The 25804-nt window shown below is 72.0% G+C and carries 26 protein-coding genes; 20 read left to right on the forward strand and 6 right to left on the reverse strand.

Going from position 1 to position 25804, the window contains the following annotated elements; genetic code table 11:
• Positions 1–98 precede the first annotated feature (98 nt).
• A complete protein-coding gene (locus tag OFY01_RS12575) occupies positions 99–785 on the forward strand; it encodes a GntR family transcriptional regulator (RefSeq protein ID WP_266599269.1) in 687 nt (228 codons plus the stop codon).
• 262 nt (positions 786–1047) lie between these two features.
• On the opposite strand, the gene OFY01_RS12580 is transcribed toward OFY01_RS12575, so the two are convergent.
• Positions 1048–1329 carry an HPr family phosphocarrier protein gene (locus OFY01_RS12580; protein WP_266599271.1) on the reverse strand — a complete coding sequence of 94 codons (282 nt, stop codon included), beginning with the start codon at positions 1327–1329 and terminating at the stop codon, positions 1048–1050.
• Between the two features lie 176 nt (positions 1330–1505).
• Here OFY01_RS12580 and OFY01_RS12585 point away from each other — a divergent pair, with 176 nt between their 5' ends.
• The 4 genes from OFY01_RS12585 to OFY01_RS12600 all read left to right on the forward strand — a co-directional run bounded on the left by OFY01_RS12585 (position 1506) and on the right by OFY01_RS12600 (position 6960).
• The gene (locus OFY01_RS12585) at positions 1506–4340 is read left to right on the forward strand and encodes a bifunctional acetate--CoA ligase family protein/GNAT family N-acetyltransferase (RefSeq protein WP_266599273.1); all 2835 of its coding nucleotides are present in this window, start codon (positions 1506–1508) and stop codon (positions 4338–4340) included.
• Positions 4341–4411: 71 nt separating this feature from the next.
• Positions 4412–5011 carry a DUF5998 family protein gene (locus OFY01_RS12590; RefSeq protein WP_266599275.1) on the forward strand — a complete coding sequence of 200 codons (600 nt, stop codon included), beginning with the start codon at positions 4412–4414 and terminating at the stop codon, positions 5009–5011.
• Complete coding sequence (locus tag OFY01_RS12595; RefSeq protein WP_266599277.1) at positions 5008–6195, forward strand: alkaline phosphatase family protein; 1188 nt, start codon at positions 5008–5010, stop codon at positions 6193–6195. Before OFY01_RS12590 ends, OFY01_RS12595 begins: the two co-directional genes overlap by 4 nt.
• Positions 6196–6309: 114 nt before the next feature.
• Positions 6310–6960, forward strand: coding sequence for a thymidine kinase (locus OFY01_RS12600; RefSeq protein ID WP_266599279.1), 651 nt, complete (start codon positions 6310–6312; stop codon positions 6958–6960).
• A 439-nt stretch (positions 6961–7399) separates the two neighbouring features.
• Here OFY01_RS12600 and OFY01_RS12605 read toward each other — a convergent pair whose 3' ends face one another.
• Positions 7400–8173: a VOC family protein gene (locus OFY01_RS12605; RefSeq protein ID WP_266599281.1), complete on the reverse strand. Its 774-nt coding sequence runs from the start codon at positions 8171–8173 to the stop codon at positions 7400–7402.
• Positions 8174–8442: 269 nt separating this feature from the next.
• Here OFY01_RS12605 and OFY01_RS12610 point away from each other — a divergent pair, with 269 nt between their 5' ends.
• Entirely contained in the window at positions 8443–9300 is an 858-nt protein-coding gene (locus OFY01_RS12610; protein WP_266599283.1) for a sulfurtransferase, read from the forward strand.
• A gap of 72 nt (positions 9301–9372) precedes the next feature.
• On the opposite strand, the gene sepH is transcribed toward OFY01_RS12610, so the two are convergent.
• Positions 9373–10446 (reverse strand): septation protein SepH, encoded by a 1074-nt coding sequence (sepH, locus tag OFY01_RS12615; protein WP_266599285.1) that lies wholly within the window; start codon positions 10444–10446, stop codon positions 9373–9375.
• A gap of 519 nt (positions 10447–10965) precedes the next feature.
• Here sepH and OFY01_RS12620 point away from each other — a divergent pair.
• Positions 10966–12180, forward strand: a complete 1215-nt coding sequence (locus OFY01_RS12620) for a hypothetical protein (RefSeq protein ID WP_266599287.1) — start codon at positions 10966–10968, stop codon at positions 12178–12180.
• 20 nt (positions 12181–12200) lie between these two features.
• Here OFY01_RS12620 and OFY01_RS12625 read toward each other — a convergent pair whose 3' ends face one another.
• The gene (locus OFY01_RS12625) at positions 12201–13529 is read right to left on the reverse strand and encodes a D-arabinono-1,4-lactone oxidase (protein WP_266599289.1); all 1329 of its coding nucleotides are present in this window, start codon (positions 13527–13529) and stop codon (positions 12201–12203) included.
• 174 nt (positions 13530–13703) lie between these two features.
• On the opposite strand from OFY01_RS12625, the gene OFY01_RS12630 reads away from it, so the two are divergent.
• On the forward strand, positions 13704–14843 hold the full coding sequence (locus tag OFY01_RS12630; RefSeq protein WP_266599291.1) for a ferrochelatase: 1140 nt from the start codon (positions 13704–13706) through the stop codon (positions 14841–14843).
• 10 nt (positions 14844–14853) lie between these two features.
• The gene (locus OFY01_RS12635; RefSeq protein ID WP_407700330.1) at positions 14854–15708 is read left to right on the forward strand and encodes an inositol monophosphatase family protein; all 855 of its coding nucleotides are present in this window, start codon (positions 14854–14856) and stop codon (positions 15706–15708) included.
• Between the two features lie 106 nt (positions 15709–15814).
• Here OFY01_RS12635 and OFY01_RS12640 read toward each other — a convergent pair whose 3' ends face one another.
• Positions 15815–15988, reverse strand: coding sequence for a hypothetical protein (locus OFY01_RS12640; RefSeq protein ID WP_266599293.1), 174 nt, complete (start codon positions 15986–15988; stop codon positions 15815–15817).
• Between the two features lie 339 nt (positions 15989–16327).
• On the opposite strand from OFY01_RS12640, the gene OFY01_RS12645 reads away from it, so the two are divergent.
• From OFY01_RS12645 to OFY01_RS12660, 4 genes are all read left to right on the forward strand, one after another.
• Positions 16328–16981: a response regulator transcription factor gene (locus OFY01_RS12645; protein ID WP_266599295.1), complete on the forward strand. Its 654-nt coding sequence runs from the start codon at positions 16328–16330 to the stop codon at positions 16979–16981.
• A gap of 7 nt (positions 16982–16988) precedes the next feature.
• Positions 16989–18239, forward strand: coding sequence for a sensor histidine kinase (locus OFY01_RS12650; protein WP_266599297.1), 1251 nt, complete (start codon positions 16989–16991; stop codon positions 18237–18239).
• Positions 18240–18675: 436 nt separating this feature from the next.
• Positions 18676–18972: a DUF4193 domain-containing protein gene (locus tag OFY01_RS12655; protein ID WP_266599299.1), complete on the forward strand. Its 297-nt coding sequence runs from the start codon at positions 18676–18678 to the stop codon at positions 18970–18972.
• Positions 18973–18985: 13 nt separating this feature from the next.
• Positions 18986–20053: a hypothetical protein gene (locus tag OFY01_RS12660; protein ID WP_266599301.1), complete on the forward strand. Its 1068-nt coding sequence runs from the start codon at positions 18986–18988 to the stop codon at positions 20051–20053.
• A gap of 137 nt (positions 20054–20190) precedes the next feature.
• Here OFY01_RS12660 and OFY01_RS12665 read toward each other — a convergent pair whose 3' ends face one another.
• Positions 20191–20637, reverse strand: a complete 447-nt coding sequence (locus tag OFY01_RS12665) for a DUF3093 domain-containing protein (RefSeq protein ID WP_266599303.1) — start codon at positions 20635–20637, stop codon at positions 20191–20193.
• A 58-nt stretch (positions 20638–20695) separates the two neighbouring features.
• Between OFY01_RS12665 and OFY01_RS12670 the strand changes: the two genes are divergently transcribed.
• The 7 genes from OFY01_RS12670 to OFY01_RS12700 all read left to right on the forward strand — a co-directional run.
• Positions 20696–21280, forward strand: coding sequence for a PaaI family thioesterase (locus tag OFY01_RS12670; RefSeq protein ID WP_266599305.1), 585 nt, complete (start codon positions 20696–20698; stop codon positions 21278–21280).
• On the forward strand, positions 21277–21831 hold the full coding sequence (gene dut / locus OFY01_RS12675; RefSeq protein WP_266599307.1) for a dUTP diphosphatase: 555 nt from the start codon (positions 21277–21279) through the stop codon (positions 21829–21831). The genes OFY01_RS12670 and dut overlap by 4 nt, the downstream gene beginning before the upstream one ends.
• A gap of 1 nt (position 21832) precedes the next feature.
• Complete coding sequence (locus tag OFY01_RS12680) at positions 21833–22615, forward strand: DUF3710 domain-containing protein (RefSeq protein ID WP_266599309.1); 783 nt, start codon at positions 21833–21835, stop codon at positions 22613–22615.
• Positions 22616–22890: 275 nt separating this feature from the next.
• Positions 22891–23559: an ABC transporter ATP-binding protein gene (locus OFY01_RS12685; protein ID WP_266599325.1), complete on the forward strand. Its 669-nt coding sequence runs from the start codon at positions 22891–22893 to the stop codon at positions 23557–23559.
• Positions 23560–23875: 316 nt separating this feature from the next.
• Positions 23876–24556, forward strand: a complete 681-nt coding sequence (locus tag OFY01_RS12690; protein ID WP_266599311.1) for a response regulator — start codon at positions 23876–23878, stop codon at positions 24554–24556.
• Between the two features lie 46 nt (positions 24557–24602).
• Entirely contained in the window at positions 24603–25013 is a 411-nt protein-coding gene (locus tag OFY01_RS12695) for an OB-fold nucleic acid binding domain-containing protein (RefSeq protein ID WP_266599313.1), read from the forward strand.
• Between the two features lie 3 nt (positions 25014–25016).
• Positions 25017–25804, forward strand: a 788-nt coding sequence (locus OFY01_RS12700) for a DUF3159 domain-containing protein (RefSeq protein WP_266599315.1), incomplete at its 3' end; no start/stop codon positions are given.

Here is a 25804-nt window from a genome sequence, read left to right on the forward strand (position 1 = left end):
GAATAGAGTCACTCGACAAGCGTGCCGGAGAATATTCCCGCACGACGTACGGGTGACGAGCGACCGCGTTTCGCGGGAACCTATTCGGAGGTCGGGGCATGCGTATTCCCGCGCACGCGGTATGCACGGCGATCCGTGACGACATCGTCGCGGGCGTCCACGCGCGCGGCAGCAGGCTCACCGAGGAAGTGCTGGCGCGCCGTTACGGCGTCTCGCGCGTGCCGGTCCGCGAGGCGCTGCGCACCCTGGAGGCCGAGGGGTTCGTCGTCACGCGCAGGCACGCGGGCGCGTGCGTCGCCGAACCGAGCGAGCAGGACGCGGCCGACGTTCTGGAGATCCGGATGCTGCTCGAACCCATGGGGGCCGCCCGCGCCGCCCAGCGCCGCACCGAGGCCCACCTCAAGGTGCTGCGTGGCCTGGTCAGACTGGGGCAGGAGCGCGCCAGGCGCGGCCAGAGCGACGATCTGCGCTCCCTGGGCGGCTGGTTCCACGAGACGCTCGCCCAGGCGTCGTGCAGTTCGGGCCTGATCACCCTGCTCACCCAAATCCGTCACAAGGTCGCCTGGATGTACGCGGTGGAGGCTCCGGCGCAGCCCGCCGAGTCGTGGGCCGAGCACGGTGCCATCGTCGACGCGGTGGCCCGGGGCGACGCGGAGCGCGCTCGGTCCCTGGCCGTCCTGCACGCCGAGCGGGCCGCCTCGGCGCACCGGCTGCGCGGCCCGCGCGCGGGCGAGCGTGTGAGGAGTTCGCAACATGCCGTAAACACGGCGGGGCTCCAGCATTAACAGGCGAGCCGTATACAAAGAGATGAGATATTTTCTGCATGAGACCGCGGGCGGTTTTCGGTGCGCGGTGACAATGCCGCGCGGATTTCCGCTCGCGACTTCAGGCCGTCCGGACTCTCGCGCTCATTCTCGTATGTGTGAATTACTGGTGCCGGGCGTACGGGCCGCGGTGTCGCGGCATGACAAAGCCGCGCGCCCCTAAGCTGGGAGTGGCGCGCGGCTTCGGTGACCCCTGGCGGAACCCGCGCGGGTCAGGGCGGGATCAGACGGTCTCGGGGAGCTCCTCGAGACCGTCGGCGACCAGCTTGGCCAGACGGTCGAGAGCGGCGTCCGCGCCCTCGGCGTCCGAGGCGAGGACGATCTCCTCGCCGCCCTGGGCGCCGAGCCCGAGGACGGCGAGCATCGACGCGGCGTTGACCGGGTTGCCCTCGGCCTTGGCGATGGTCACGGGGACGCCGGCCGCCGTGGCCGCGCGGACGAAGATGGAAGCGGGGCGGGCGTGGAGGCCCTCGGCCCAGCCGACGTTGACGCGGCGCTCAGCCATGTGATGCTGCCCTTCAGGTGTTCCGGGTTGTCTAGACCAGTGTCCCATACCAGGACGGGTGGTCGAAGCGGCCGCAGGTCCCGGACGCCACTGTCCTTAGGCCCTCCACAGCCTGCCTCGCACCTGCACCGTACGCGAGCCGTACGACTGTCAGTGCGCGGCTCTACTCTTGCCGCATGAAGACCCCGTCGGACGAGCACGCCTACCCCGCCCACTGGGAGGCCGACGTGGTGCTGCGCGACGGTGGCACCGCTCGGATCAGGCCCATCACGCCCGCGGACGCGGACCGGCTGACCAGTTTCTACGAGCAGGTGTCGGCCGAGTCGAAGTACTACCGGTTCTTCGCTCCCTACCCGCGCCTGTCCGCCAAGGACGTCCACCGCTTCACCCATCACGACTACGTGGACCGGGTCGGACTCGCGGCCACGGTCGGCGGCGACTTCATCGCCACCGTCCGCTACGACCGGATCGACGCCCAGGGCGTGCCGGCCGCGGCCCCCGCCGACGAGGCCGAGGTCGCGTTCCTCGTGCAGGACGCCCACCAGGGCCGCGGTGTCGCCTCCGCCCTCCTGGAACACATCGCGGCCGTCGCCCGCGAGCGCGGCATCCGCAGGTTCGCCGCCGAGGTGCTGCCCGCCAACAACAAGATGATCAAGGTCTTCACGGACGCCGGGTACACCCAGAAGCGCAGTTTCGAGGACGGCGTGGTCCGTCTGGAGTTCGGCCTGGAGCCCACCGAGGCATCGCTCGCCGTCCAGCGCGCGCGAGAGCAGCGCGCCGAGGCCCGCTCCGTGCAGCGCCTCCTCGCCCCGGGCTCCGTCGCCGTCATCGGCGCCGGCCGGACCTCCGGCGGCGTCGGGCGCAGCGTCCTCGACAACCTCAAGGACGCCGGGTTCACCGGCCGCCTGTACGCGGTGAACAAGGCGTTCCCGGACGGCCTGACCGAACTCGACGGAGTGCCCGCGCACCGCTCGGTGCGTGACATCGACCCGGCCGCCCCCGTCGACCTGGCCGTCGTCGCCGTCCCCGCCCCCGACGTCCCCGAAGCAGTCGCCGAATGCGGCGCACGCGGCGTACAGGGCCTCGTCGTCATCTCCGCCGGGTACGCGGAGAGCGGCGCCGAGGGCCGTGAGCGCCAGCGCGACCTGGTGCGGCAGGCCCGCTCGTACGGCATGCGCATCATCGGGCCGAACGCGTTCGGGGTGGTCAACACCGCGCCTGAGGTGCGGCTCAACGCCTCGCTCGCACCCGAGATGCCGCGCGCGGGACGCATCGGCCTGTTCGCCCAGTCCGGCGCCATCGGCATCGCCCTCCTGTCCCGACTGCACCGCAGGGGCGGGGGAGTCACCGGACTCACCGGGGTGTCCACGTTCGTCTCGGCGGGCAACCGCGCGGACGTCTCCGGCAACGACGTCCTGCAGTACTGGTACGACGACCCGGACACCGACGTCGCGCTCATGTACCTCGAATCGATCGGCAACCCGCGCAAGTTCACCCGACTCGCCCGCCGCACCGCCGCCGCCAAGCCCCTCGTCGTCGTCCAGGGCGCCCGGCACAGCGGCGTCGCCCCGACCGGCCACGCCGTGCCGGCCACCCGCCTGCCGTACGCGACCGTCTCCGCGCTCCTGCGCCAGGCCGGTGTCATCCGGGTCGACACCATCACCGAACTCGTCGACACCGGCCTGCTGCTGGCCCGCCAACCGCTGCCCAAGGGGCCGCGCGTCACCATCCTGGGCAACTCCGAATCGCTCGGCCTGCTCACCTACGACGTGTGCCTCTCCGAGGGGCTGCGCCCCAGGACGCCGCAGGACCTGACGACAGCGGCTCGCCCCGCCGAGTTCCGCACCGCGCTCGAAGCGGCCCTGGCGGACGACAGGACCGACGCCGTCGTCGTCACGGCCATCCCGGCTGTGGGGGAGGGCCTGGGCGAAGGGCTCGCCGCGGACGCCGAACTCGCCGCCGCACTGAGCGCGGCAGCCGCCACCCAGCCCGCCAAACCGGTCCTCGTCGTCCACGTCGAGCTGGGCGGTCTCGCCGAGGCGCTGTCCGCCGCGGCCAGCACGGGCCCCAACGCGCCGGGCGGCGGCACGGCGCCCAGGCCCGTCCCCGCGCCCGCGGCGGACCCCCACGCGGCGCCCCGGCTCATCCCCGCCTACCCCGCCGCCGAGCGCGCCGTCCGCGCCCTGTCCGAGGCCGTCCGCTACGCCCAGTGGCGACGCGACGCGGCCGAGCCGGGCAAGGTGCCCGACTACGACGACATCGACGAGGCGGCCGCCGCCGACCTCATCGCCGCCCTGCTCGCCCGTGACAGCGACCCGCGCGGCGCGCCGCTCGCGCCGGACGACGCCCGCCGACTGCTCGCCCACTACGGCATCGACGTCCGCCCGACCCTGCCCGCGCCCGACGCCGACACCGCCGTCGCGGCCGCCCGCGCGCTCGGCTACCCGGTCGCCCTGAAGACGACCGCCCCGCATCTGCGCCACCGCGCGGACCTCGGCGGCGTACGCCTCGACCTCACCGGCGAGGACGAGCTGCGGCGCGCCTACGCGGAGCTGACCGAGCGGCTCGGCAAACCCGCCGAGCTGCGGCCCGTCGTGCAGGCGATGGCACCGCGCGGTGTCGACACCGTCGTCCGCGCGGTCATCGACCCGGCGGCCGGGGCCGTGCTCTCCTTCGGTCTGGCCGGAGCCGCGTCCGAACTCCTGGGCGACATGGCGCACCGCCTCCTGCCCGTCACCGACCGGGACGCCCAGGCGATCGTGCGCGGCATCAAGACGGCGCCGATCCTGTTCGGCTGGCGCGGCGCGGCCCCGGTGGACACGCACGCCCTGGAGAAACTGCTGCAGCGGGTCTCGCGGCTGGTCGACGACCACCCGGAGGTCGTCGGGGTGGCGCTCGAACCGGTCGTCGTCGCCCAGCGCGGTCTGACCGTGCTCGGGGCCTCCGTCCGGCTCGCCCCGCCGCCCGCGCGCGACGACCTCGGCCCGCGCACCCTGCCGGTCGCGTACTGATCCGGCGGCCGCGCCGGACCGCGCCGAGCGTTGTCCACAGGGGCGACGGCGGTGTCCGTACGGGCCTTAGGATGGACCCCATGGCCAAGACCAGTACGACGACCCAAGGGCTGCGCGTCGCGATCGAGCGCAGCGGCTACTACCCGGCCCTCGTGGCCGAGGCGGTGGAGGCCGCGGTCGGCGGCGAGCCGATCGCGTCGTACTTGGTGCACCAGGAGACCACGTTCGACGCGAACGAGGTCCGCCGTCACGTCACCGTCCTGGTCCTGACCGACACCCGGTTCATCGTCAGCCACACCGACGAGCAGGCGGCCGACGGCACGTCCCCGACGCCGTACGCGACGACGTCCACGGAGTCGGTGAAGCTCGGCCGGATCTCCTCGGTCGTGCTCAGCCGCGTCGTCGCCAACCCGGAGAAGTACGTGCCGGGCACCCTGCCGCGCGAGGTCGTCCTCACCATCGGCTGGGGCGCCGTCTCCCGCCTCGACCTGGAGCCCGCCACCTGCGGCGACCCCAACTGCGAGGCCGACCACGGCTACACGGGCAACTCGACCGCGGACGACCTCAGCCTGCGCGTCAGCGAGGCCGGGGACGGCCCGGAGACCGTGCGCCAGGCCCTCGCCTTCGCCCAGTCCCTCTCCGAGGCCACCGCGGACGCGGGCCGTCGATGACGCAGACCGCCTGGGACGACGTAGAGCCGCTGCCCGTCCACTCCGCTCCCGTCCCGGCGTACGGCACCGGATCGCTGGCCGATCTGCTGCCCACCCTCGGCGCCCACCTGGGCGTACCCGGCTGCACCGCGGCGATATCCGAGCTCGCCCCGGCCGACCGCGTCTGCGTCTTCCTCATCGACGGGCTCGGCTGGCAGCAGCTGCTCGACCACCCCGACGAGGCCCCCTTCCTCACCTCGCTGGCCGCGTCCTCGCGCGGCGGCACGGGCAGCCCGATCACCGCCGGCTACCCGGCCACCACCGCGACCTCACTCGCCTCGGTCGGCACCGGGCTGCCGCCCGGCGCCCACGGCCTGCCCGGCTACACCGTCCGCAACCCGGCCACCGGTGAGCTGATGAACCAGCTCCGCTGGAACCCCTGGACCGACCCGCACGCCTGGCAGCCCCACCCCACCGTCTTCCAGCGCGCCCACGAGGCGGGCGTGCACACGGCGCAGGTCTCCGCCCCCGCCTTCGCGTCGACCCCGCTCACCAAGATCGCGCTCAGCGGCGGCACCTTCCACGGCCGTCTCTCCGGCGAGGACCGCATGGACCTGGCCGCCGAGCAGCTCGCCGCGGGCGACCGCTCGCTCGTCTACACGTACTACAGCGAGGTCGACGGCAAGGGCCACCGCTTCGGCGTCGACTCCGATCCCTGGCGCGGCCAGGTGATGTACGTCGACCGGCTCGCGCAGCGCCTGGCCGAGCAACTGCCGCCGCGCAGCGCCCTGTACGTCACCGCCGACCACGGCATGGTCGACATCCCCTTCGACGAGCGGTCCCGCATCGACTTCGACGAGGACTGGGAACTGCGCGCGGGCGTCGCCCTGTTGGGTGGCGAGGGCCGCGCCCGCCACGTCTACGCGGTACCCGGCGCCCAGGACGACGTCCTGGCCGTCTGGCGCGAGGTGCTCGGCGAGCAGTTCTGGATCGCGAGCCGCGACGAGGCGGTCGACGCCGGATGGTTCGGTCCTGACATTGATCAACGTGTGTACGAGCGGCTCGGTGACGTGATCGCGGCCGCACGCGACGACGTCGTCATCATCGCCTCGCGCAACGAGCCCAACGAGTCGATGATGGTCGGCAACCACGGGTCGATGACCCCGGCCGAACAACTCGTGCCGCTCCTCGAAGCCCGCCCCTGACCGCGCCACCGTCACGCCGTCACACCGCCACAGCCACCGCCCGCACAGCCCTTCCGTTTCTCCCTCGCTCTTCGTCCTGCAATTCCCCGCGAACCGAAAGGTGCTCAACTCCCCATGCCGGAACTGGTGTTCTTCTCCGGAACCATGGACTGCGGGAAGTCGACTCTGGCGCTGCAGATCGCCCACAACCGCTCGGCGCGGGGACTTCAGGGTGTGATCTTCACGCGGGACGACCGCGCGGGGGAGGGGAAGCTGTCGTCGCGTCTGGGCCTGGTGACGGACGCGGTGGAAGCGGGCCCCGGGATGGATCTCTACGGCTATCTGGTGGACCGCATGACGTACGGCGGCAGGATCGACTACGTGATCGTGGACGAGGCCCAGTTCCTCGCGCCCGAGCAGATCGACCAGCTGGCCCGGATCGTGGACGATCTCTCGCTGGACGTGTTCGCGTTCGGCATCACGACGGACTTCCGCACCAAGCTGTTCCCGGGCTCGCAGCGGCTGATCGAGCTGGCGGACCGGATCGAGGCGTTGCAGGTGGAGGCGATGTGCTGGTGCGGGGCACGGGCCACGCACAACGCCCGGACGGTGGGCGGCGAGATGGTGGTGGAGGGCGAGCAGGTGGTCGTCGGGGACGTCGACGTGCCCGCGGAGGAGGTCGGGTACGAGGTGCTGTGCCGCCGCCATCACCGCAAGCGGATGACGAGCGCCGCGGCGCGGGCCGGGGTGCTGTCGCCCGACGTGTTGCCGGTCGCTTCGGACTGAGGCGGAGAGCACCGAAGGGGCGGGTCCGTCCGCGCATAGTTGATCAAGGTGTTCGCGGCCACTCCTCTCTGAACGCCTGGTGCGACCTGCCGCTCGCCGCGCTGTGCTGTCTGGTCCTGACCCTCGCCGCGCGGCCGCGGTCCGTGGCCGATGGGCGAAAACCGGCGGCGGCCTGCTCGTTGAAGTGGACGGCGTGGCCTGTCGTCGCGGTCGTCGTGGCGTTCCTCGCACGCGTCCGCGGAGGCCGGGCGACCCGGCGGGGCGTGGGCGTGAGGGTGACCGTGGGCATGGGCCTGACGGCGGCCGGGGCGGGGTCCGGACTCCGTCGCCGCCACGGCCGTCGCAGAGGCCGGCGCGAAGTGTCAGCAGGGACCCCGGTCCTGTTCGGCCGGCCGGGCCTTGCGCGGCAGACGCCGCCCGGCTGCTCGCCCGAGGCTCCTCAGGTCCCCGCCTCCACGACCGTGAAGACCGCCCCTTCGGGGTCGGCCACGGTCGCGACCCGGCCGTGGGAGCTGTCCCGGGCGGGCCTGACCACATGGCCGCCGAGGTCGGCGACGCGCTCCACGGCGTCGTCGACGTCGTCGACCGCGAAGTAGGTCATCCAGTGCGAGCCGCGGTCGCGCGGCAGGGCGTGTCCCACGCCGTGCACGGAGGCGACCGGACGGCCTCGCAGATGCAGCGTCAGGTAGTCGAAGTCCGCGGAGACCACGGCCTCTTCCTCGTAGCCGAAGACCGCCTGGTAGAACTTGGCGACGCTCGCCGTCTCCGCCGTCACCAGCTCGTTCCACGCGACGGTGCCGGGCACCCCGGTCAGCGCCATGCCCAGATGCTCGGCCGCCTGCCAGATGCCGAACACCGCGCCCGACGGGTCCGAGGCGATCGCGAGGCGCCCCGCCTCCGCGGCGTCCAGCGGACCGACGCCCACGGTGCCGCCGCAGTGCCGCACCGTCTCGGCCGTCGCATCGACGTCGTCCGAGGCCAGATACGGGGTCCAGGCGATCGGCAGATGCCGGTCGGCGGGCAGCCTGCCGATGCCCGCCACCTCCTTGCCGTCGAGCAACGCCCGCACGTACGGGCCCAGCTGCTGCGGCCCCGGCCGGAAGTCCCAGCCGAACAGCGCCCCGTAGAACTCCTGGGTCGCGGCCATGCCGTGCACCATCAGGCTGACCCAGCAAGGGGTGCCTGGTGCGCGCCGGGCTGCTGCCTCGGTCATCACTCTCTCCTCGGAACGGGACCCTCGGGCTCTCACCCGGGATCCCACGTCGCATCACGCCCTGCCGATCGTGACACCCCGTGCCGCGCGGCGCTCCCTGGCCGCGCCGAAACGGCCGGACTCCACGCAGAGGATGCCCGAAAAGGTGTTTCGCCTGCGTTGCGGTGCCATGATCCGGTCTGTACGACCGATGGGGACGCTGGGTAGTCGAGCGAGCACGGTATCCGACCGGCGGCGCTCGGGCCAGAGCATGAGCAAGGATGGCCCACATGAATGCCATCATCTCCGCACCCGAACTCGCGAACGAGTTGGCCGGGAACACTCCGCCGGTCGTGCTCGACGTCCGCTGGCAGATCAGCCTCTCCAGGGCCGCCGGAGCCCCCGAATTCGACGGCAGGGCCGCCTATGCGGCCGGTCATGTCCCAGGCGCGGTCTACGTCGACCTGGACGGCGAGCTGGCCGGTGACGCGAGCCCGGAACTGGGCCGGCATCCCCTTCCCGACCTGGCCGTGTTCGGCTCCGCCATGCGGGCGGCGGGCGTTGACGCCGAGCGTGACGTGGTGGTGTACGACGGCGGGCAGGGCTGGGCCGCCGCACGCGCCTGGTGGCTGCTGCGCTGGACAGGTCACCCCCGTGTGCGCGTCCTTGACGGTGGCCTTCCGGCCTGGCGGGGGCCGCTGGAGAGCGCCGTGCCTTCGCCGCGGCCCGGGGGTTTCGTCCCCGCGCCGGGTGCCGTCGGTCTCCTGGACGCGGACGGTGCGGCGGCGCTCGCCCGTTCCGGTGTCCTGCTGGACGCGCGGGCAGCCGAACGGTATCGCGGTGATGTGGAGCCCATCGACCGTGTGGGTGGTCATATTCCGGGCGCGGTGTCGGCGCCGACGACGGAGAATCTCACCGCCGACGGCCGGTTCCGCCCGGCGCCCGAGCTCGCCGAGCGGTTCAACTCCCTTGGCGTGGACGGCGGCGCCGGCGAGGTCGGCGTGTACTGCGGCTCGGGCGTGTCGGCCGCCCACCAGGTGCTGGCGCTCGCCGTGGCGGGGATCGAGGCCCAGCTGTACGTCGGCTCGTGGTCGCAGTGGTCGGCGGACACGGCACGGCCGGTGGCCACGGGACCCGACCCGCGGTAGGCGGCAGCCGTGGGTGACTGCCGGTGACGCCCGTGGCAGGGGGCGGCACCGGCCTCTCGTCGGGGGCCGGTGCTACTCCTGCTTCTTGCGCCGGGTGCCGAAGACGATCTCGTCCCAGCTCGGCACGGCGGCGCGGCGGCCGGGCCGCACCCCGTCGGCCTCGGCCTGGCGGTCCGTGGTGCCGGTGAGGCGGTCACGGTGGCCCGCGACGCTGCGCGGCATCAGCACGTCGGCGTACGCGGACCCGGCACCGGCCGACGCGGCGGGCGCCGGAGGCTCCTCGGCCTCGTCGGCGGCGGACGGCTCCGGGGCGTCCTGCGGTGGCTCGGGCGCGCTCGACGGCCGCTCGGGTACGACGATGTCGCCGCGGTAGCTGGGTACGGCCTCCAGGAGGCTGGTGAGGGAATCGCGCTCCGAGGAGGCGACCACCGGCAGGTTGTCGTCCGCGGACGGTTCCGACGGCGTCGCCGGGCGCTCCAGCTGGCGGTCCAGGGCACGATCGAGCGGCCGGTCCCGCGGCAGCCGGGCGATCCGCGGCACGAACGGGACTGTCGGCTCGGGCGACGTGAGGTCGTCGGTGGACTCGCCGATCAGCGAGCGCGCCTCGTCGTCCACCGCCTGGACGAGCCGGCGCGGTGGGTCGTACGTCCAGCTCGCCGAGTGCGGTTCGCCCGCGACCCGGTAGACGAGCAGGACCTCCCAGGTGCCGTCGTCGCGGCGCCAGGAGTCCCACTGGACGGTCTCTTTGTCGGCGCCGCGCAGCAGCAGTCGCTCCTGCACCGCCTCGCCCAGCTGGGGACCCGTGGACTCGCCGGGGCGGCGCACGGGGGTCTTCCTGGCCCGCTCGGCCATGAACGCGCGCTCCGCGAGCACGGGGCCCTCGAAGCGGCGGACGCGGTCGACGGGGATGCCCGCGAACTGCGCCACCTCCTCGGCGGAGGCGCCCGCCCGTATCCGGGCCTGGATGTCGCGTGGGCGGAGGTGGCTCTCCACCTCGATCTCGATCTGGCCGAGGCGCGGACGGTCGCCGCGCACGGCGGCCCGGAGGCGCTCGTCGATCGGAAGCGTGTACTCCGTGCTGTCCGCAGCCTTCAGCACCAGCCGTGTGCCGTCGTTAGAGACGGCCACGACACGCAGTTCGGGCATGGGGACCTCCCGGGTGGTGCCTGCCGACGTCACGTGCGTCGCTGCTTCCGCTAGTCGAGTGTGGCCTGCCCGGGTGCAGCCTGCCACAACCTTGCCGAGTTGCCCGGCGTGTCGGGCATGGGCCCTGGATCGCCGTTATGGCACGGTTACCAGTTCGCAACGCTAAGTGACTGCCTTCGTCACCCTGTGCAACGAGCCCCCTCTCGGCGGTCCTGGAAGGCCCCGACACCCTGGCGGGAGACCGGACCCAGGGCTCGCAACAGTACTCCATTCGGGCCACTCTCGTGGATCGGCACGCCGCCGAACTTCTCGCCAGGGGTGCGAGTTGAGGCCGGGATGTGCGGGCCCGGCGCCCGGGGCATGGCCGAATCACGTGTCGTGCTTCACGAAATCTCCAGAACTGGAACTAACAAGACCGGTCTGACGTCCCTTTCCTGTGTGTCATGGAGAGTTCGCGTACTCTTGCGAACTTCGTCGGGATGTACGTGGAGATACCGAGAAGGGCGGCAAGGGGCAGGCATGGGCCAGAAGCCGGAAACCTCCAAGGACGCAGAGGAAAAGCCCAAGGAGAAGCGGCTCGATCTGAGCGTGCCTCAGGTGGCGGGCAGCGCGGTCGCCGCGGTCGTGGCCGCCAAGCTCGCTTCCAGCTTCGGTGTCTACGGGACGATCCTGGGCGCAGGCGTCGTCAGCGCCCTGGCCACCTGTGGCGGCACCGTCTTCCAGCACTTCTTCCGGCGCACGGGCGAGCAGATACGCGACGTCGCCGTACAGACCAAGCCCAAGGGGCGGCAGGTGCCGGTCACCGAGTCGGGGCGGCCGGTGCCGCGGACGTTCCGCTCGGACGCGTCGATGGACACGACCAAGGCGATGGCCACCGGGGCCGCGCCGCCCGCCGCGCGGCCTCGTGTGTCGGCGCTGCCGACGACCACGACATGGGGGGTGCCGCGGACACGGGCCCAGGTGGAGCAGCCGCAGCAGCCGCAGCAGCCGTCGGCCGGGACGGCGGACGACGAGCGGACCCAGTTGCTCGACACCGGCGCGGTCGCCGACCTGCTCGCCGACACCTGCGAGAAGACCCGGCTGCTCGGCACGGTCGGTCCGGTCGACCTGGAGAAGCCCAAGGGCGACCAGAACGACCTGAACGCCGTGAACGACCAGGCCGACCAGGCCGACCAGAACGAACACGAGGACCAGGCGACGCGCGTGCTGCGCTCCGAGGAGTTCGGCGGCGCGACCGTGCACCGCGCGCGCGTGCGCGGCCTGAGCGGCTGGAAGCGCCCGCTGATCGCGGCCGCGGTGGTCTTCGGCGTCACCATGGGCGGCATCACCACGTACGAACTGGTCTCCGGATCGAGCTTGAGCGGCGACGACAAGGGAACCACCGTCTGGGACGCGTTCAAGGGCGGTTCCTCGTCCGGCTCCCGGAGCGACCCGGCCCCGAGCACCTCGTCCCAGCCCTCCGGCGGGGCGAGCACCGGCAGCGGCGACGGCACGCGGCAGGGCGACGGCGACGGTTCTTCGGGCGGCCGGGGCGGTGCCACGCCCACACCGACGCCGAGCGACGGCAGCAGTCCCGACACGGGCGCCGACACCGGCTCGGGTGCCGACGGCGGCTCCGGCTCCGGTTCGGACGGCAGCAGTACGAGTCCGACCCCCACGCCGAGCCCGTCGCAGAGCTCGGACCCGGCCGCGACGAGCGGCGCCGGCACCCCGCAGGCGCCGCCGGCCGAGTGACGTGCGAGGACGCGTGAGGATCAGTCGCCCAGGACCCGGCGCAGGTAGGCGTTGCCGAACAGCCGGTCCGGATCGAGCCGGTCGCGCAGCGCCGTGAACTCGCCGAACCGCGGGTAGGCCGCCGCGAAGTACTCGGCGTCGCGCGTGTGCATCTTGCCCCAGTGCGGACGGCCCTCGTGGGCGGTGAAGATCCGCTCCGCCTCGGTGAAGTACCGCTGGTAGGGCGTGCCCTTGTACACATGGACGGCGATGTAGGCACTGTCGCGGCCGGACGCCGTCGACAGGGTGATGTCGTCGGCGGGGGCCGTGCGGACCTCGACCGGGAAGCTGATGCGCAGGTCGGAGCGGTCCACCATGGACTTCAGCTCGCGCAGGGTCTCCACCAGGGCCGCCCGCGGCACCGCGTACTCCATCTCCACGAAACGCACCCGGCGCGCAGAGGTGAAGACCTTGTAGGGGATGTCCGTGTACGTCCGCGCGGAGAGCGCCCTGCTGGAGATCTTGGCGATGGCCGGGACCGTCGCGGGCACCGCGCGACCGATCGAGTTCACCACCTGGAACAGGCCGTTGGAGAGCAACTCGTCCTCGACGAACCCGCTGATCTTCGAGACCGGGGCGGCGGGACCCGCGCTGCGGTTGTTGCGCTTGGTGTTGCAGTTGCCCGTGTGGGGGAACCAGTAGAACTCGAAGTGCTCGTTCTCCGCGTACAACTCCTCGAAGTCCCGGGTCACCCGGTCGAAGCTCATCGGCTCCTCGCGCGCGCAGAGCAGGAACACCGGCTCCACGGCGAACGTGAGGGCCGTGACGATGCCGAGCGCGCCGAGCCCGATCCGCGCGGCGGCGAAGATCTCCGGGTTCTCCGTCTCGGAGCAGGTGAGCAGTTCACCTTCGGCCGTCAGCAGTTCGAGCCCCTTGAGCTGGGCGGAGATGGAGGCGGAGTCCCGGCCGGTGCCGTGGGTGCCGGTGCTGGTGGCGCCGGAGACCGTCTGCTCCATGATGTCGCCCATGTTGGTCAGCGACAGGCCCTCGCGGGCCAGAGCCATGTTGAGCCGCTTGAGCGGGGTGCCGGCCTCGACCGTGACCGTGCACTTGTCCCGGTCGATGCCGCGGATTCCGGTCAACAGTTGAGGGCGTATCAACACCCCGTCCGTGGCAGCCGTCGCCGTGAACGAGTGGCCCGTGCCGACGGCCTTCACCTTCAGGCCGTCCGCCGCCGCCGCGCGCACGGCCGCGGTCAGCTCCTCCACCGAGGCGGGCGTCACTTCGCGTACGGGCCGCGAGACGACGTTCCCCGCCCAGTTGCGCCAGGCCTCGCCGCTCTTCGTGGTACCCCGTTGTGCCGTGCTCATCGGTCGTTCCTCCCCGCCGCGGAACCGGGTTCCCGTCCAGTTGGAGGGGGATCATACTCACGGTTACGCGCCGGTATCCCGTACGGGTGTCCGAGCGGGCCCACCGTCCGTCCGACGGCCGCCCGGCGGCACGCGGTTTCCCGCCTGTCAGTGGCGGGTGGCAGGATCGAAGACATGCCAGACGCGCACGCTGCCAGCCCCGACGCCCGCCCCTACGACGCCCTGCTGCTGCTCTCGTTCGGCGGCCCAGAGGGACCCGACGACGTCGTCCCGTTCCTGGAGAACGTGACACGCGGCCGCGGCATCCCCAAGGAGCGGCTCAGGGAGGTGGGGCAGCACTACTTCCTGTTCGACGGGATCAGCCCCATCAACGACCAGAACCGCGCCCTGCTGGACGCGCTGCGCAAGGACTTCGCCGAGCACGGCCTCGACGTGCCGGTCCACTGGGGCAACCGCAACTGGTCGCCCTACCTGACCGACACCCTGCGCGAGATGGTCACCGACGGCCGCCGCCGCATCCTGGTGCTCGCCACCAGTGCGTACGCCTCGTACTCGGGCTGCCGCCAGTACCGCGAGAACCTCGCCGAGGCCCTGGTCACCCTCCAGGAGGAGGGCCTGGAGCTGCCGCAGATCGACAAGCTGCGGCACTATTTCAACCACCCCGGCTTCGTGCGCCCCATGATCGACGGCGTTCTGAAGTCCCTCGCCGACCTGCCCGAGGACGTCCGCGCGGGCGCCCACATCGCCTTCACCACGCACTCCATTCCGAACGCCGCGGCCGACACCTCAGGACCGGTGGAGGACCACGGCGACGGCGGCGCCTATGTGAAGCAGCACCTGGAGGTCGCCCGGCTGATCGCCGACGCGGTGCGTGAGGAGACCGGCGTCGACCACCCCTGGCAGCTCGTGTACCAGTCGCGCTCCGGCGCCCCTCACATCCCGTGGCTCGAGCCCGACATCTGTGACCACCTGGAGGAGCGCCACGCCGCCGGGGTCCCGGCCGTCGTCATGGCGCCCATCGGGTTCGTCTCGGATCACATGGAGGTCCTGTACGACCTCGACACGGAGGCCACCACCAAGGCCGCGGAGCTGGGCCTCCCGGTGCGCCGCTCGGCCACCGTGGGCGCCGACCCCCGGTTCGCCGCCGCCGTGCGCGAGCTGGTCCTGGAGCGGGCCGCCGCCGAGCGCGGCCAGGACGTCACGCCCTGCGCCCTGGGCGCGCTCGGCGCGAGCCACGACGTGTGCCCGGTGGGCTGCTGCCCGGCCCGCACCCCCAAGCCCGCCGCCGCGGGCGCCGACAGCCCGTACGCGTAAGGACAGCCACGTGACAGACGACCCTCAGGCCCCCCAGGTCGGCCGAACCTCCCACGCTTCCCAGGTCTCGCAGGCCCTCACGGCAGAGCTGCTCGACGTCGCCCTGGAGGCGGCCGCCCGCGCGGGCGCGTTCCTGCGCGACGGCCGCCCCGACGACCTCGGTGTCGCCGCCACCAAGACGAGCGCCGTCGACGTGGTCACCGAGATGGACATCGCCTCCGAGAAGCTGATCACGGACTACCTGGCCGAACGCAGGCCCGACGACGGGGTGCTCGGTGAGGAGGGCGCCGCCACCGAGGGCTCCAGCGGCGTCCAGTGGGTGATCGACCCCATCGACGGAACCGTCAACTACCTGTACGGACGTCCCGAGTGGTCGGTCTCCATCGCCGCTCGCAAGGACGGCGAGACGGTGGTCGGTGTCGTCGCCGCCCCCATGCGCGGCGAGACCTACCGCGCGGTCCTCGGCGAGGGCGCCTTCGTCAACGACCGGCCCGCACGCGCGCGCGTGGCGCCGCCCTTCGGGCAGGCCCTGGTCGGCACCGGGTTCGGCTATCTGGCCGAGCGCCGCGCCCGCCAGGCCGAGGTCGTGGGACAGCTGCTGCCGCACGTGCGTGACATCCGGCGCGGCGGCTCCGCGGCGATCGACCTGTGCGACGTGGCGGTGGGCCGCCTGAACGCCTACTACGAGCGCGGCCTCAACCCCTGGGACTTCGCCGCGGGCGAGCTCATCGCGCGCGAGGCGGGCGCCCGCACCGGCGGCCGCCCCGGCCAGGCTCCCTCGGGCGACCTGACCGTCGCCGCGCCGCCCGGCCTCTTCGAGGAGCTGCAGGGCCGCCTGGACGAGCTGGGCGCCTGGCACGACTGACCAGGACCACACGGCCCGGCCGCCGGATCACAGGGCCCGGCCGCGGACACGGAAGAGCCCCGGCGCCTGCCTGGATCGACCAGGCGCCGGGGCTCTCGTGTGCCCGTCAGACGCGCGCGGCGCCGAGTTCCACGCCGTGCTCGGCGGCAAGGCGGTGAAGATCGTCCAGCTCGCCCTGCTCGACCTCCGCGAGGAAGTCGTCGCCGGTCTCACGCGCCCGCGTCAGGTCGGATTCGGCCGCCCTTATGCGCTGCAGCAGTCCCGCGGTGAATGCGTCCATGGTTGCGCCCCCTCGTCATGGGTCGTGGGTCGGTGGCACGGGGGTGTGCCCTTGTGGAAGGGGTGCGATCACGTCCGGACCGCCCTGCGGGGAGCGGCTCGACAGCGGCTCGTGGCATGCCACATACGAAGCGTGATCGCGGGTGTAGTGCCGTCCTCCCCGCCGTCCCTCCACGGGAAACCTCAACCCGTCGAGAAAGTGCGGCATTCCCCGGCGTCCGGTCGTCTTACAGCCGGTTTATGGCCGAAAGGGGCAGGATGGTGTGCCGAAACCCATGACCGGACATGCCCGCGTGTGCCCGAACCCTGCCCGCGGGTGACCAGAGGAAGGACAAGCGACGTGCGCGTACTCGTCGTCGAGGACGAGCAGCTGCTCGCCGATGCGGTGGCCACCGGACTGCGCCGGGAGGCCATGGCCGTCGACGTCGTGTACGACGGTGCGGCCGCCCTGGAACGCATCGGCGTCAACGACTACGACGTGGTCGTCCTCGACCGCGACCTCCCGCTCGTGCACGGCGACGACGTCGCCCGCAAGCTCGTCGACCTCGGCATGCCCACCCGCATCCTCATGCTGACCGCGTCGGGCGACGTCAGCGACCGCGTGGAGGGCCTTGAGCTGGGCGCCGACGACTATCTGCCCAAGCCCTTCGCCTTCAGCGAGCTGACGGCCCGTGTCCGGGCCCTCGGACGCCGTACGAGCGTGCCGCTGCCGCCCGTCCTGGAGCGTGCGGGCATCAAGCTCGACCCCAACCGCCGCGAGGTCTTCCGCGACGGCAAGGAGATCCAGCTCGCCCCCAAGGAGTTCGCCGTGCTCGAGGTGCTGCTGCGCAGCGAGGGCGCGGTCGTCTCGGCCGAGCAGCTGCTGGAGAAGGCCTGGGACGAGAACACCGACCCGTTCACCAACGTCGTCCGGGTCACCGTCATGACCCTGCGGCGCAAGCTCGGCGAGCCCGCCGTCATCGTCACGGTCCCCGGCTCCGGCTACCGGATCTGAGCCCTCCATGGCCACGACACCCCCACCGCCGCCGCGCACGGCACCACCGAAACCCACGTGGAAGCCGGGCCGCGAGGAACCGCCGTTCCCCTGGCTGCGCCCCACCATCCGGATACGCCTCACGCTGCTGTACGGCGGAATGTTCCTGATCGCCGGCATCCTGCTGCTGTCGATCATCTACCTCCTGGCCGCGAAGGCTCTCAACGTCGGCGGTGACCTCCCGTTCAGGATCACGGAGGGCTCCGTCGTCACCAGCAGCATCTGCAACTTCCCGCCGGGCAGCACGAAGGTCCCCGCGAGCGACCTCAACAACCTGATGAACCAGTGCGTCAACCAGCAGCGCCAGCACTCCCTGGACGCACTGCTCAGCCACTCGCTGATGGCACTGCTCGGCCTGGCGGTCATCGCCTTCGCCTTCGGGTACGCGATGGCGGGCCGTGTCCTGTCCCCGCTCGGCCGCATCACACGCACCGCGCGCCGTGTGGCCGGCACGGACCTGTCGCGCCGCATCGAGCTGGACGGCCCGGACGACGAGCTCAAGGAGCTCTCCGACACCTTCGACGAGATGCTGGACCGCCTGGAGCGGGCCTTCACGGCACAGCAGCGCTTCGTCGGCAACGCGTCGCACGAGCTGCGCACGCCGCTCGCGATCAACCGCACCCTCCTGGAAGTCCATCTCTCCGACCCGAACGCACCGGTCGAGCTGCAGCAGCTCGGCAAGACGCTGCTGGCCACCAACGAGCGCAGCGAGCAGCTCGTGGAGGGGTTGTTGCTGCTCGCCCGCAGCGACAACCAGATCGTCGAGCGCAAACCCGTCGACCTGGCCGAGGTCGCCACCCAGGCGATCGACCAGGCCAGAGCCGAGGCCGAGGAGCGGGGCGTGGAGATCCGCGGCGAGCGCAGGGAAGCGGTCGTCCACGGCAACGGCGTGCTGCTCGAACGCATCGCCCTCAACCTCGTGCAGAACGCCATCCGCTACAACGTCCCCGAGGACGGGTGGGTGGAGGTCGACACCGAGGCGCAGCACGGCCAGGCGGTGCTGCGGGTCGCGAACACGGGGCCGGTGGTCCCCGCGTACGAGATCGACAACCTCTTCGAGCCGTTCCGGCGGCTGCGTACGGAGCGGACCGGCAGCGACAAGGGGGTGGGCCTCGGCCTGTCCATCGCGCGGTCCGTGGCGCGCGCCCACGGCGGCCGTATCACCGCCGAGCCTCGCGAGGGGGGTGGCCTGGTGATGCGTGTCACGCTGCCGATCTAAGGCGGCTCCGGGGCTCCGGCGTGCGGAGGCGCGATCGATCTGAGATGCTTCCGCCGACGCGCCGGGCGTGTTCGCTTTGAGCGGAATTTTCGGGACCTGGTCCCCGGGATTCCGTGTGTGATCGATCACATGGGCGAATTTTCGGCCGTCTACTCTCCGTGGTCGCCGACGGAGCCGGAAGGCCCGGAAAATCCGGGTTTCCGCGCCGCTTGATCACGGGAAGTACACGGGATGGCGCCTGTGCGAACCGGTAGGGGGACCGTGTACGGTCCCGTTCGCCACCCAAGCTGATCACTCATGAGGGGTCCGGTTGGGTGTCGATTGAGTAACAGACCTTGATGTGAGGCAAAATCTCCGCCTCAGGTCGGGCACAAGTCCGGCCTCTCATGCGTTACGTGCGCTGAGACACCGCAGACACCCAGAGGGGGAGAGCGACATGGCAACGGATTACGACACCCCACGTAAGACCGATGACGACCTCAACGAGGACAGCATCGAAGAACTGAAGTCCCGGCGGAACGACAAGTCCGCGTCCAACGTCGACGTGGACGAGTTCGAGGCGGCCGAGGGCCTGGAGCTTCCGGGCGCCGACCTCTCGAACGAGGAGCTGGCCGTTCGCGTCCTGCCCAAGCAGGAGGACGAGTTCACCTGCATGAGCTGCTTCCTCGTGCACCACCGCAGCCAGCTCGCGCGGGAGAAGAACGGCCAGCCGATCTGCCGCGACTGCGACTGAGGCAGGGTCGGGCATGACCGGCTCGACCCCGCCCTGGAAGCGCCGCTCCCGCAAGGGGCCCGCGAAGCCCCGGGAGGAGGCGCAAGGCCCGTACGAGGCCGTGTGTGACGTGAGTGACGAGCGTGACGACGAGCGAGGCTCTCCCGATGAGGGAACGGCCTCGCTCGCATCACTGCCCGCGCGCGACGCTTCGCCCCACACGCGCGCGCGGACGGGTGAGATGGCGACGGCCGGAACCGCGGACCCGGCCGACGCCGACGCCGACGGCGTGACCGCACCGGCCGCGGGACCGGCCAGGCGCCGCGCTGCCGCCGTCAGGGACGGCGTCCGCAGAAGCGGCGCCCTCGCGCGCACGGGGATGGCCAAGGGCGGCGCGGCCGCCATGGCCGGTGTCGGCTACATCGCCGACCGGATCATCGCGAACGCGCCGCGGGTCCCCGTCCGGGACCTGGCGACCCTTCGTCGGCAGTTCCCCGGGCTCGGTCCGGAACAGCTGGCGGACAAACTGGTGGCCGGTGCGGCCAACGCCTCGTCCACGGTGGGCGCTTCGGTCGGCGCCGCCGCGATGCTGCCCGTACCGCCGGCGATGCCGACCGAACTGGCCGCGGAGATCACCGGAGTGGCGGCGATCGAGCTGAAGCTCGTCGCCGAGCTGCACGAGGTGTACGGGGTGCGGCCCGTCGGCGGCCTGAAGGACCGCAGCACCGCCTATCTGACCTCCTGGACACATGAGCGCGGCATCGAGGTCACCAAGCCGGCGTCGGTCAACGCGGCGCTCGGCGGCCAGATGAAGCGCGAGCTGCGCCAGCAGATCATGAAGCGGACGGCACGCAACCTGCCGAGCCTGACCCCGTTCATGATCGGCGCCGCCGTCGGAGCGGTCATGAACCGCCGCGACACCAAGAAGCTGGCCGACCGCGTCCGCGCGGACCTGCGCCGCGTCCAGGTGCCCTGGGACGCCCTCGATGACCTGCCGGCTCTCGAGATGCCGCGGGACGCCCTGGAGCTCGAAGGAGCGGGCGAGGAACGGACCGTACGAGGCCACAGACGCCTGCGCCGGGCTCGCGGCACCGGCGACTGAGTCTCGCCCCCCCGGCGCCTGAGCCGGGACCTCAGGGCCTGAGGGCGCCTCGATTCCGGGTGAGGTACCCCTGCCCGCCGCCGCAGACGGGCGTGCCAGGCCCCGGCCCCCGACCGGCAAGATCCGCCGGACAGCCCCTAGCCCCGCAGCGCCTTCGCCAGCGCCTCCGGGTCCCGTGTCGAGACGTACACGTACGGGGTCGGGTCGTCCGGGTCGGTGATCTCGGCCCGGACCGCCGTCGGAACGTAGCTGCGCAGCAGCATGAAGGCCCGGGGATCGGCCTTGTACGTGCGCCAGGCCCTGGTCTCCTCCGGGTCGAGCACCTCGACCTCACCGAGCGCGGAGAGCGGGATCTTCGCGTCGCCCGCGACGAGCGACCCGGCCACCACGCGCACCCGGACCGACCCGTACGAACTGGTGACCACCGCCGCGACGAGCAGACCGCCCACGAAACCGCCGAGCAGCGGCAGCACCCCGAAAGGCAGCAGGATCAGCGCGCACGCGACCCCGACGAGGAAGCTGACGAACCACCACGAGGGGGGCGCCGTGAGTCGTTCTTCGTACGGTGTCGTCGAGAGCTCCATGCGCACAAGCTTGGCACGTTGCGTCGACGTACAGGACACGCAGGTAAGGTCTGCGCCTGTGAGTGGTACTTCAGCAGCTCTGACGCCTCCGGCCGACGCCATAGCGCCGGTGCGGCACCCCGACGCCCCCGCCCCCGGTGAGCTCATCGGCGCACACTACGGACACTGTTTCGGGTGCGGCGGGGAGCAGCCGCACGGGCTGCACCTCCAGGCGCGAGCCGGCCGCGGCGTCGACGTCACCGCCGAGTTCACCGTCCGCCCCGCCCATCAGGGCGCACCCGGCCTGGCGCATGGCGGCGTCCTCGCCACCGCGCTCGACGAGACACTCGGTTCGCTGAACTGGCTGACGCAGACCATCGCCGTCACCGGACGCCTGGAGACGGACTTCGTGCGGCCCGTACCCGTGGGCACCGTGCTCCACCTGTCCGCCGAGGTGACCGCCGTCGCCGGGCGCAAGATCTACTCGACCGCGACCGGGCGGATCGGCGGCCCCGACGGGCCCGTCGCCGTGCGCGCCGACGCCTTGTTCATCGAGGTCAAGGTCGACCACTTCATCGAGAACGGCCGACCGGAGGAGATCCGGGCCGCCATGAGTGACCCGGACACGGTCCGGCGAGCCCGCGCCTTCGAGGTGAACCCGTGAGCCCTGCCCCCGGCCGGCCGCTCGACGTGCTGATCCGCCGAGTCGACCCCGACGTGCCCCTGCCCGCGTACGCACACCCGGGTGACGCGGGTGCCGACCTGCGGACCACCGAGGCGTGCGAGCTCGCGCCGGGGGAGCGCGCCGTGCTGCCCACCGGGGTGTCCGTCGCGCTCCCGGAGGGGTACGCGGCCTTCGTGCACCCCCGCTCCGGGCTCGCCGCACGCTGCGGTGTCGCCCTGGTGAATGCCCCGGGGACGGTGGATGCCGGGTACCGTGGAGAGATCAAGGTGATCGTGGTGAATCTCGACCCGCGCGAGTGCGTGCGGTTCGAGCGCTTCGACCGGGTTGCCCAACTGGTCGTCCAGCAGGTCGAGAGGGTGCGCTTCCGCGAGGTGGCGCGGCTTCCCGACTCCGTGCGGGCCGAGGGGGGCTTCGGGTCCACGGGCGGGCACGCCGCCGTAGGCGCCCCCGCCGAGGCCACCGAGGAAACGCACGGTCAACAGGGTGGGAATCGATACGCTTCGGTCGTATCCGACCGGGAAGGACAGTGACGTGTTCGGACGTCGCAAGAAGAACGACTCCGCTGACAGCGCGGTGGACGCGGCGAGTGAGACCGAGCAGGTCGACGACAACGTCGACGGTGCCGACAGCGCCGACACGGACGCCGAGGAGCCGGAGCGCGTCCGGCTCGAGCCCGAGCCCCGTCCCGACGGCCCCTGGGACGTCTCCGAGGTCCGCGAGCCCGGCGAGGGCCGGGTCGACCTCGGCGGCCTCTTCGTCCCTGGCGTGGAAGGCATGGAGCTGCGCGTGGAGGTCGCGGGCGACGCGATCGTCGCCGCGACCGTCGTCCTCCAGGACAGCGCGGTGCAGCTTCAGGGCTTCGCCGCCCCCAAGAAGGAGGGCATCTGGAGCGAGGTCCGTGATGAGATCGCCACCGGCATCACCCAGCAGGGTGGTGTGATCGACGAGGTCGAGGGCCCGCTCGGCTGGGAGCTGCGGGCTCAGGTGCCGGTGCAGCTGCCGGACGGCACGGGTGGCTTCCAGGTCGTGCGCTTCGTGGGCGTGGACGGCCCGCGCTGGTTCCTGCGCGGAGTGATCTCCGGTCAGGGTGCGGTGCAGCCGCAGACGGCCGGGCTGCTGGAGCAGATCTTCCGGGACACCGTCGTGGTGCGCGGCGAGAGCCCGATGGCCCCCCGCGACCCGATCGTCCTGAAGCTCCCGGACGACGCCCAGATGGTCGCCGAGGGCGCCAAGGCCGACGCCGACGAGGGCTCTCGGTTCTCCGGCGGCATGGGCCAGCTGGCCCGGGGCCCGGAGATCACCGAGGTCCGCTGACCTCTGCGCCCCGCGCGCGGGTACCGCACGTGGCCGGGGGCCGCGCATCCGCCGTGATGCGCGGCCCCCGGCTTCTTCCGTGTGACCTTCCAGTCCGGGCACGGGCCGGGCGCGCGGCCGCGCGCCGGTCTCGACCATTGCCCGGCCCGCCCGGCCGCGCCCATACTGGCGCCCGACCGGCAAGGCGACGGGGAGACGGGGGAGTGGGGCGGATGACCAGGAGCGCCCGGGCCAGGACGGCGATCCAGGAGCGGCGGCGCGGGGGAGCGGAACCCATGGTCGTCGTCGAGGACCTGCACCGGTCCTACGGCAGGGGCGCCGCTGCCGTGCACGCGCTGCGCGGGGTCTCTTTCGAGGTGCCGCGGGGCGAACTCGTCGCCCTCAAGGGACGCTCGGGCTCCGGCAAGACCACCCTGCTCAACCTCGTCGGCGGCCTCGACGAGCCCGACCGCGGGAGCGTCACCGTCGACGGCCTAGACCTCGCACAGCTCGACGAGGACGGCCGCCTCGAACTGCGCCGCGACCGGGTCGGCTTCGTCTTCCAGTCCTTCGGGCTCATACCGATCCTCACCGCGGCCGAGAACGTCGGCGTGCCCCTTCGGCTGCGCAGGACCGACCCGCGTGAGCGCGAGGAACGCGTCGAGACTCTGCTCGGCCTCGTCGGGCTCGCGGACCACGCCGAACAGCGGCCCGGCGAGCTCTCCGGCGGCCAGCAGCAGCGCGTCGCCATCGCCCGGGCGCTCGCCAACCGGCCGGCTCTCCTCATCGCCGACGAGCCGACCGGACAGCTCGACGCGGAGACCGGACTCGCCGTGATGGAACTGCTGCGCGCCGTCGTCCGCGCCGAGCACGTCACCGCGCTGGTCGCCACGCACGACACGACACTGCTCGGCCTGGCCGACCGCGTCCTGGAACTCAGCGACGGCGGCATCGTCGAGCACTGACCAGTCCGACGGCCGGCGGTCAGGGCAGGACGTACGCGATGCCGTCCGAGGACCACCATAGGACCGAGCGTGGCGCCGCGAAGCCGACTGTGCGGAGCCGACGGCGCGGAGGAGATCCCGCGCCGCCGCTGAGGGCGGAGTCCTCGCCGACCGAATTCGAACCACACCGCCCGCGCCCGCCCCGAACCCGCGCCCCGCGCCCCGCGCCCGCACTCCCGTCCACGTCCACGCCCACGTCCAGGCCATGCACGTCGTCCATATCATCCATATCTGGACAGGTTGACCAATCATTGACCGCTCAGAGAGGCAGGAACGCATGACCCGGGTGCTCGTGGTCGACGATGAACCGCTGATCGTCCGCGCCCTCGTCGTGAACCTCGAGGCGCGCACGTACGAGGTGGACGCCGCCGGGGACGGGGCCGGTGCGCTGCGGCTCGCCGCCGCCCGCCACCCCGACGTGGTCGTCCTCGGCCTGGGCCTGCCCGACATGGACGGTGTCGACGTGATCAAGGGCCTGCGCCGCTGGACCCGGGGCCCCATCGTCGTGCTCTCGGCCCGGCACTCGTCGAAGGAGAAGGCCGAGGTGCTGGACGCGGGCGCCGACGACTACGTCACGAAGCCGTTCGGCATGGACGAGCTCCTCGCGCGCCTGCGCGCGGCCGTGCGCCCCGCCGGATCCGCCGACGGCGACGACCAGGGCATCGTCGAGACCGACGGCTTCACGGTCGACCTGTCGGCGAAGAAGGTCCACCGTGACGGCCGCGACGTACGCCTGACCCCCACCGAGTGGCACCTCCTGGAGGTCCTGGCGCGCAACGCGGGGCGCCTGGTCGGCCAGAAGCAGCTCCTGCAGGAGGTCTGGGGCCCGTCGTACGGGACGGAGACGAACTACCTGCGCGTCTACATGGCCCAACTGCGCCGCAAGCTGGAGACCGACCCGTCCAGCCCGCGCCACCTCATCACGGAGCCGGGCACGGGATACCGGTTCGAGAAGTGACGTGGGCCGACGTGGGCCGGTGACCGGCCTTGGGTACGCTTCTTGTATGAGTGCTGTTCCTCGTTCCGGCGGGACGTCCGAGAAGCCGGTGGGGCGGTTCAGGCGCATGCTCGACAGGCTGTCCTCCTCCCAGGAGGACCTTGAGTCGGAGGAGCTGCGCGAGGACTCGCAGACCAAGGGCTGTACGCGGATCTGTGACTGCTCCGACCGCCAGGTCGTCACCGTAACTGGTACGTTGCGGACGGTCACCCTGCGGCCACGCGCCGGAGTCCCGGCCCTTGAGGCGGAGTTGTTCGACGGCTCGGCCGCTCTGGACGTGGTGTGGCTCGGCCGGCGCTCCATCGTGGGCATCGAGCCGGGCCGCAAGCTGATCGCGAGCGGGCGGATCTCCATGAGCCGCGGCCGTAGGGTGCTGTTCAACCCTAAGTACGAACTCAGACCCCTCGGACGGGAGTAGCCGGTGGCGTCAGTCGACAAGCCGACCGACCGTGAACGCTCAGACGCGGACCAGGCCGCCGACAACAAGGCGGTGACGGAGGCCGCCCTGTTCGAGGCCTTCGGCGGGGTACGGGGCATGGTGGAGACCGTCGCGCCCGGCCTCCTCTTCGTGAGCATCTTCACGGTCGACAAGGACCTCCACATGTCGGCCATCGCGGCCCTCGTCGTGGCGCTGGCCCTCGTCGTCGTACGCCTGGCCATGAAGGACACGGTCAAGCACGCCTTCAGCGGCGTCTTCGGTGTCGTGTTCGGCGTCGTCTTCGCGATGATGACCGGCAACGCCAAGGACTTCTACCTGCCCGGCATGCTCTACACCCTCGGCCTGGCGCTCGCGTACATCGTCACGACCCTGGCCGGTGTGCCGTTGATCGGGTTGATCCTCGGGCCGGTGTTCAAGGAGAACCTGTCGTGGCGCACCCGTAACCCGGGTCGCAAGAAGGCGTACGCGAAGGCCAGTTGGGCCTGGGGCCTGATTCTGCTCGCCAAGTGCGCCATCCTCTTCCCGCTGTACTGGTGGGCGAACACGGCGCAGCTGGGCTGGGTGCTGGTCGCCCTGAAGATCCCGCCGTTCCTGCTGGCCGTCTGGCTGACGTGGATCTTCCTGGCGAAGGCACCGGCGCCGATCGACGTGTTCGCCGAGATGGAAGCCGAAGAGGAGGCCGAGAAGGCGCGCGAGGCCGAGCGGGCGGCCGAGCGGGCCGGGGCCGCGGGGGCCGCTCGGGCCGCCGAGTCCGGTGCCTCGTCCGGCGG

The organism is Streptomyces beihaiensis (assembly GCF_026274175.1).
GTDB classification, from domain to species: domain Bacteria; phylum Actinomycetota; class Actinomycetes; order Streptomycetales; family Streptomycetaceae; genus Streptomyces; species Streptomyces beihaiensis.

What these genes read in the sequence shown, in the direction of transcription:
- OFY01_RS12575 (WP_266599269.1), top strand. Translation starts at nt 99, where the DNA reads ATGCGTATTCCCGCGCACGCGGTATGCACGGCGATCCGTGACGACATC.
- OFY01_RS12685 (WP_266599325.1), top strand. Translation starts at nt 22,891, where the DNA reads ATGGTCGTCGTCGAGGACCTGCACCGGTCCTACGGCAGGGGCGCCGCT.
- OFY01_RS12650 (WP_266599297.1), top strand. Translation starts at nt 16,989, where the DNA reads ATGGCCACGACACCCCCACCGCCGCCGCGCACGGCACCACCGAAACCC.
- OFY01_RS12625 (WP_266599289.1), bottom strand. Translation starts at nt 13,529, where the DNA reads ATGAGCACGGCACAACGGGGTACCACGAAGAGCGGCGAGGCCTGGCGC.
- OFY01_RS12640 (WP_266599293.1), bottom strand. Translation starts at nt 15,988, where the DNA reads ATGGACGCATTCACCGCGGGACTGCTGCAGCGCATAAGGGCGGCCGAA.
- OFY01_RS12660 (WP_266599301.1), top strand. Translation starts at nt 18,986, where the DNA reads ATGACCGGCTCGACCCCGCCCTGGAAGCGCCGCTCCCGCAAGGGGCCC.
- OFY01_RS12580 (WP_266599271.1), bottom strand. Translation starts at nt 1,329, where the DNA reads ATGGCTGAGCGCCGCGTCAACGTCGGCTGGGCCGAGGGCCTCCACGCC.
- OFY01_RS12665 (WP_266599303.1), bottom strand. Translation starts at nt 20,637, where the DNA reads ATGGAGCTCTCGACGACACCGTACGAAGAACGACTCACGGCGCCCCCC.
- OFY01_RS12620 (WP_266599287.1), top strand. Translation starts at nt 10,966, where the DNA reads ATGGGCCAGAAGCCGGAAACCTCCAAGGACGCAGAGGAAAAGCCCAAG.
- OFY01_RS12630 (WP_266599291.1), top strand. Translation starts at nt 13,704, where the DNA reads ATGCCAGACGCGCACGCTGCCAGCCCCGACGCCCGCCCCTACGACGCC.
- OFY01_RS12610 (WP_266599283.1), top strand. Translation starts at nt 8,443, where the DNA reads ATGAATGCCATCATCTCCGCACCCGAACTCGCGAACGAGTTGGCCGGG.
- OFY01_RS12590 (WP_266599275.1), top strand. Translation starts at nt 4,412, where the DNA reads ATGGACCCCATGGCCAAGACCAGTACGACGACCCAAGGGCTGCGCGTC.
- OFY01_RS12595 (WP_266599277.1), top strand. Translation starts at nt 5,008, where the DNA reads ATGACGCAGACCGCCTGGGACGACGTAGAGCCGCTGCCCGTCCACTCC.
- sepH (WP_266599285.1), bottom strand. Translation starts at nt 10,446, where the DNA reads ATGCCCGAACTGCGTGTCGTGGCCGTCTCTAACGACGGCACACGGCTG.
- OFY01_RS12600 (WP_266599279.1), top strand. Translation starts at nt 6,310, where the DNA reads ATGCCGGAACTGGTGTTCTTCTCCGGAACCATGGACTGCGGGAAGTCG.
- OFY01_RS12605 (WP_266599281.1), bottom strand. Translation starts at nt 8,173, where the DNA reads ATGACCGAGGCAGCAGCCCGGCGCGCACCAGGCACCCCTTGCTGGGTC.
- OFY01_RS12585 (WP_266599273.1), top strand. Translation starts at nt 1,506, where the DNA reads ATGAAGACCCCGTCGGACGAGCACGCCTACCCCGCCCACTGGGAGGCC.
- OFY01_RS12690 (WP_266599311.1), top strand. Translation starts at nt 23,876, where the DNA reads ATGACCCGGGTGCTCGTGGTCGACGATGAACCGCTGATCGTCCGCGCC.
- OFY01_RS12695 (WP_266599313.1), top strand. Translation starts at nt 24,603, where the DNA reads ATGAGTGCTGTTCCTCGTTCCGGCGGGACGTCCGAGAAGCCGGTGGGG.
- OFY01_RS12655 (WP_266599299.1), top strand. Translation starts at nt 18,676, where the DNA reads ATGGCAACGGATTACGACACCCCACGTAAGACCGATGACGACCTCAAC.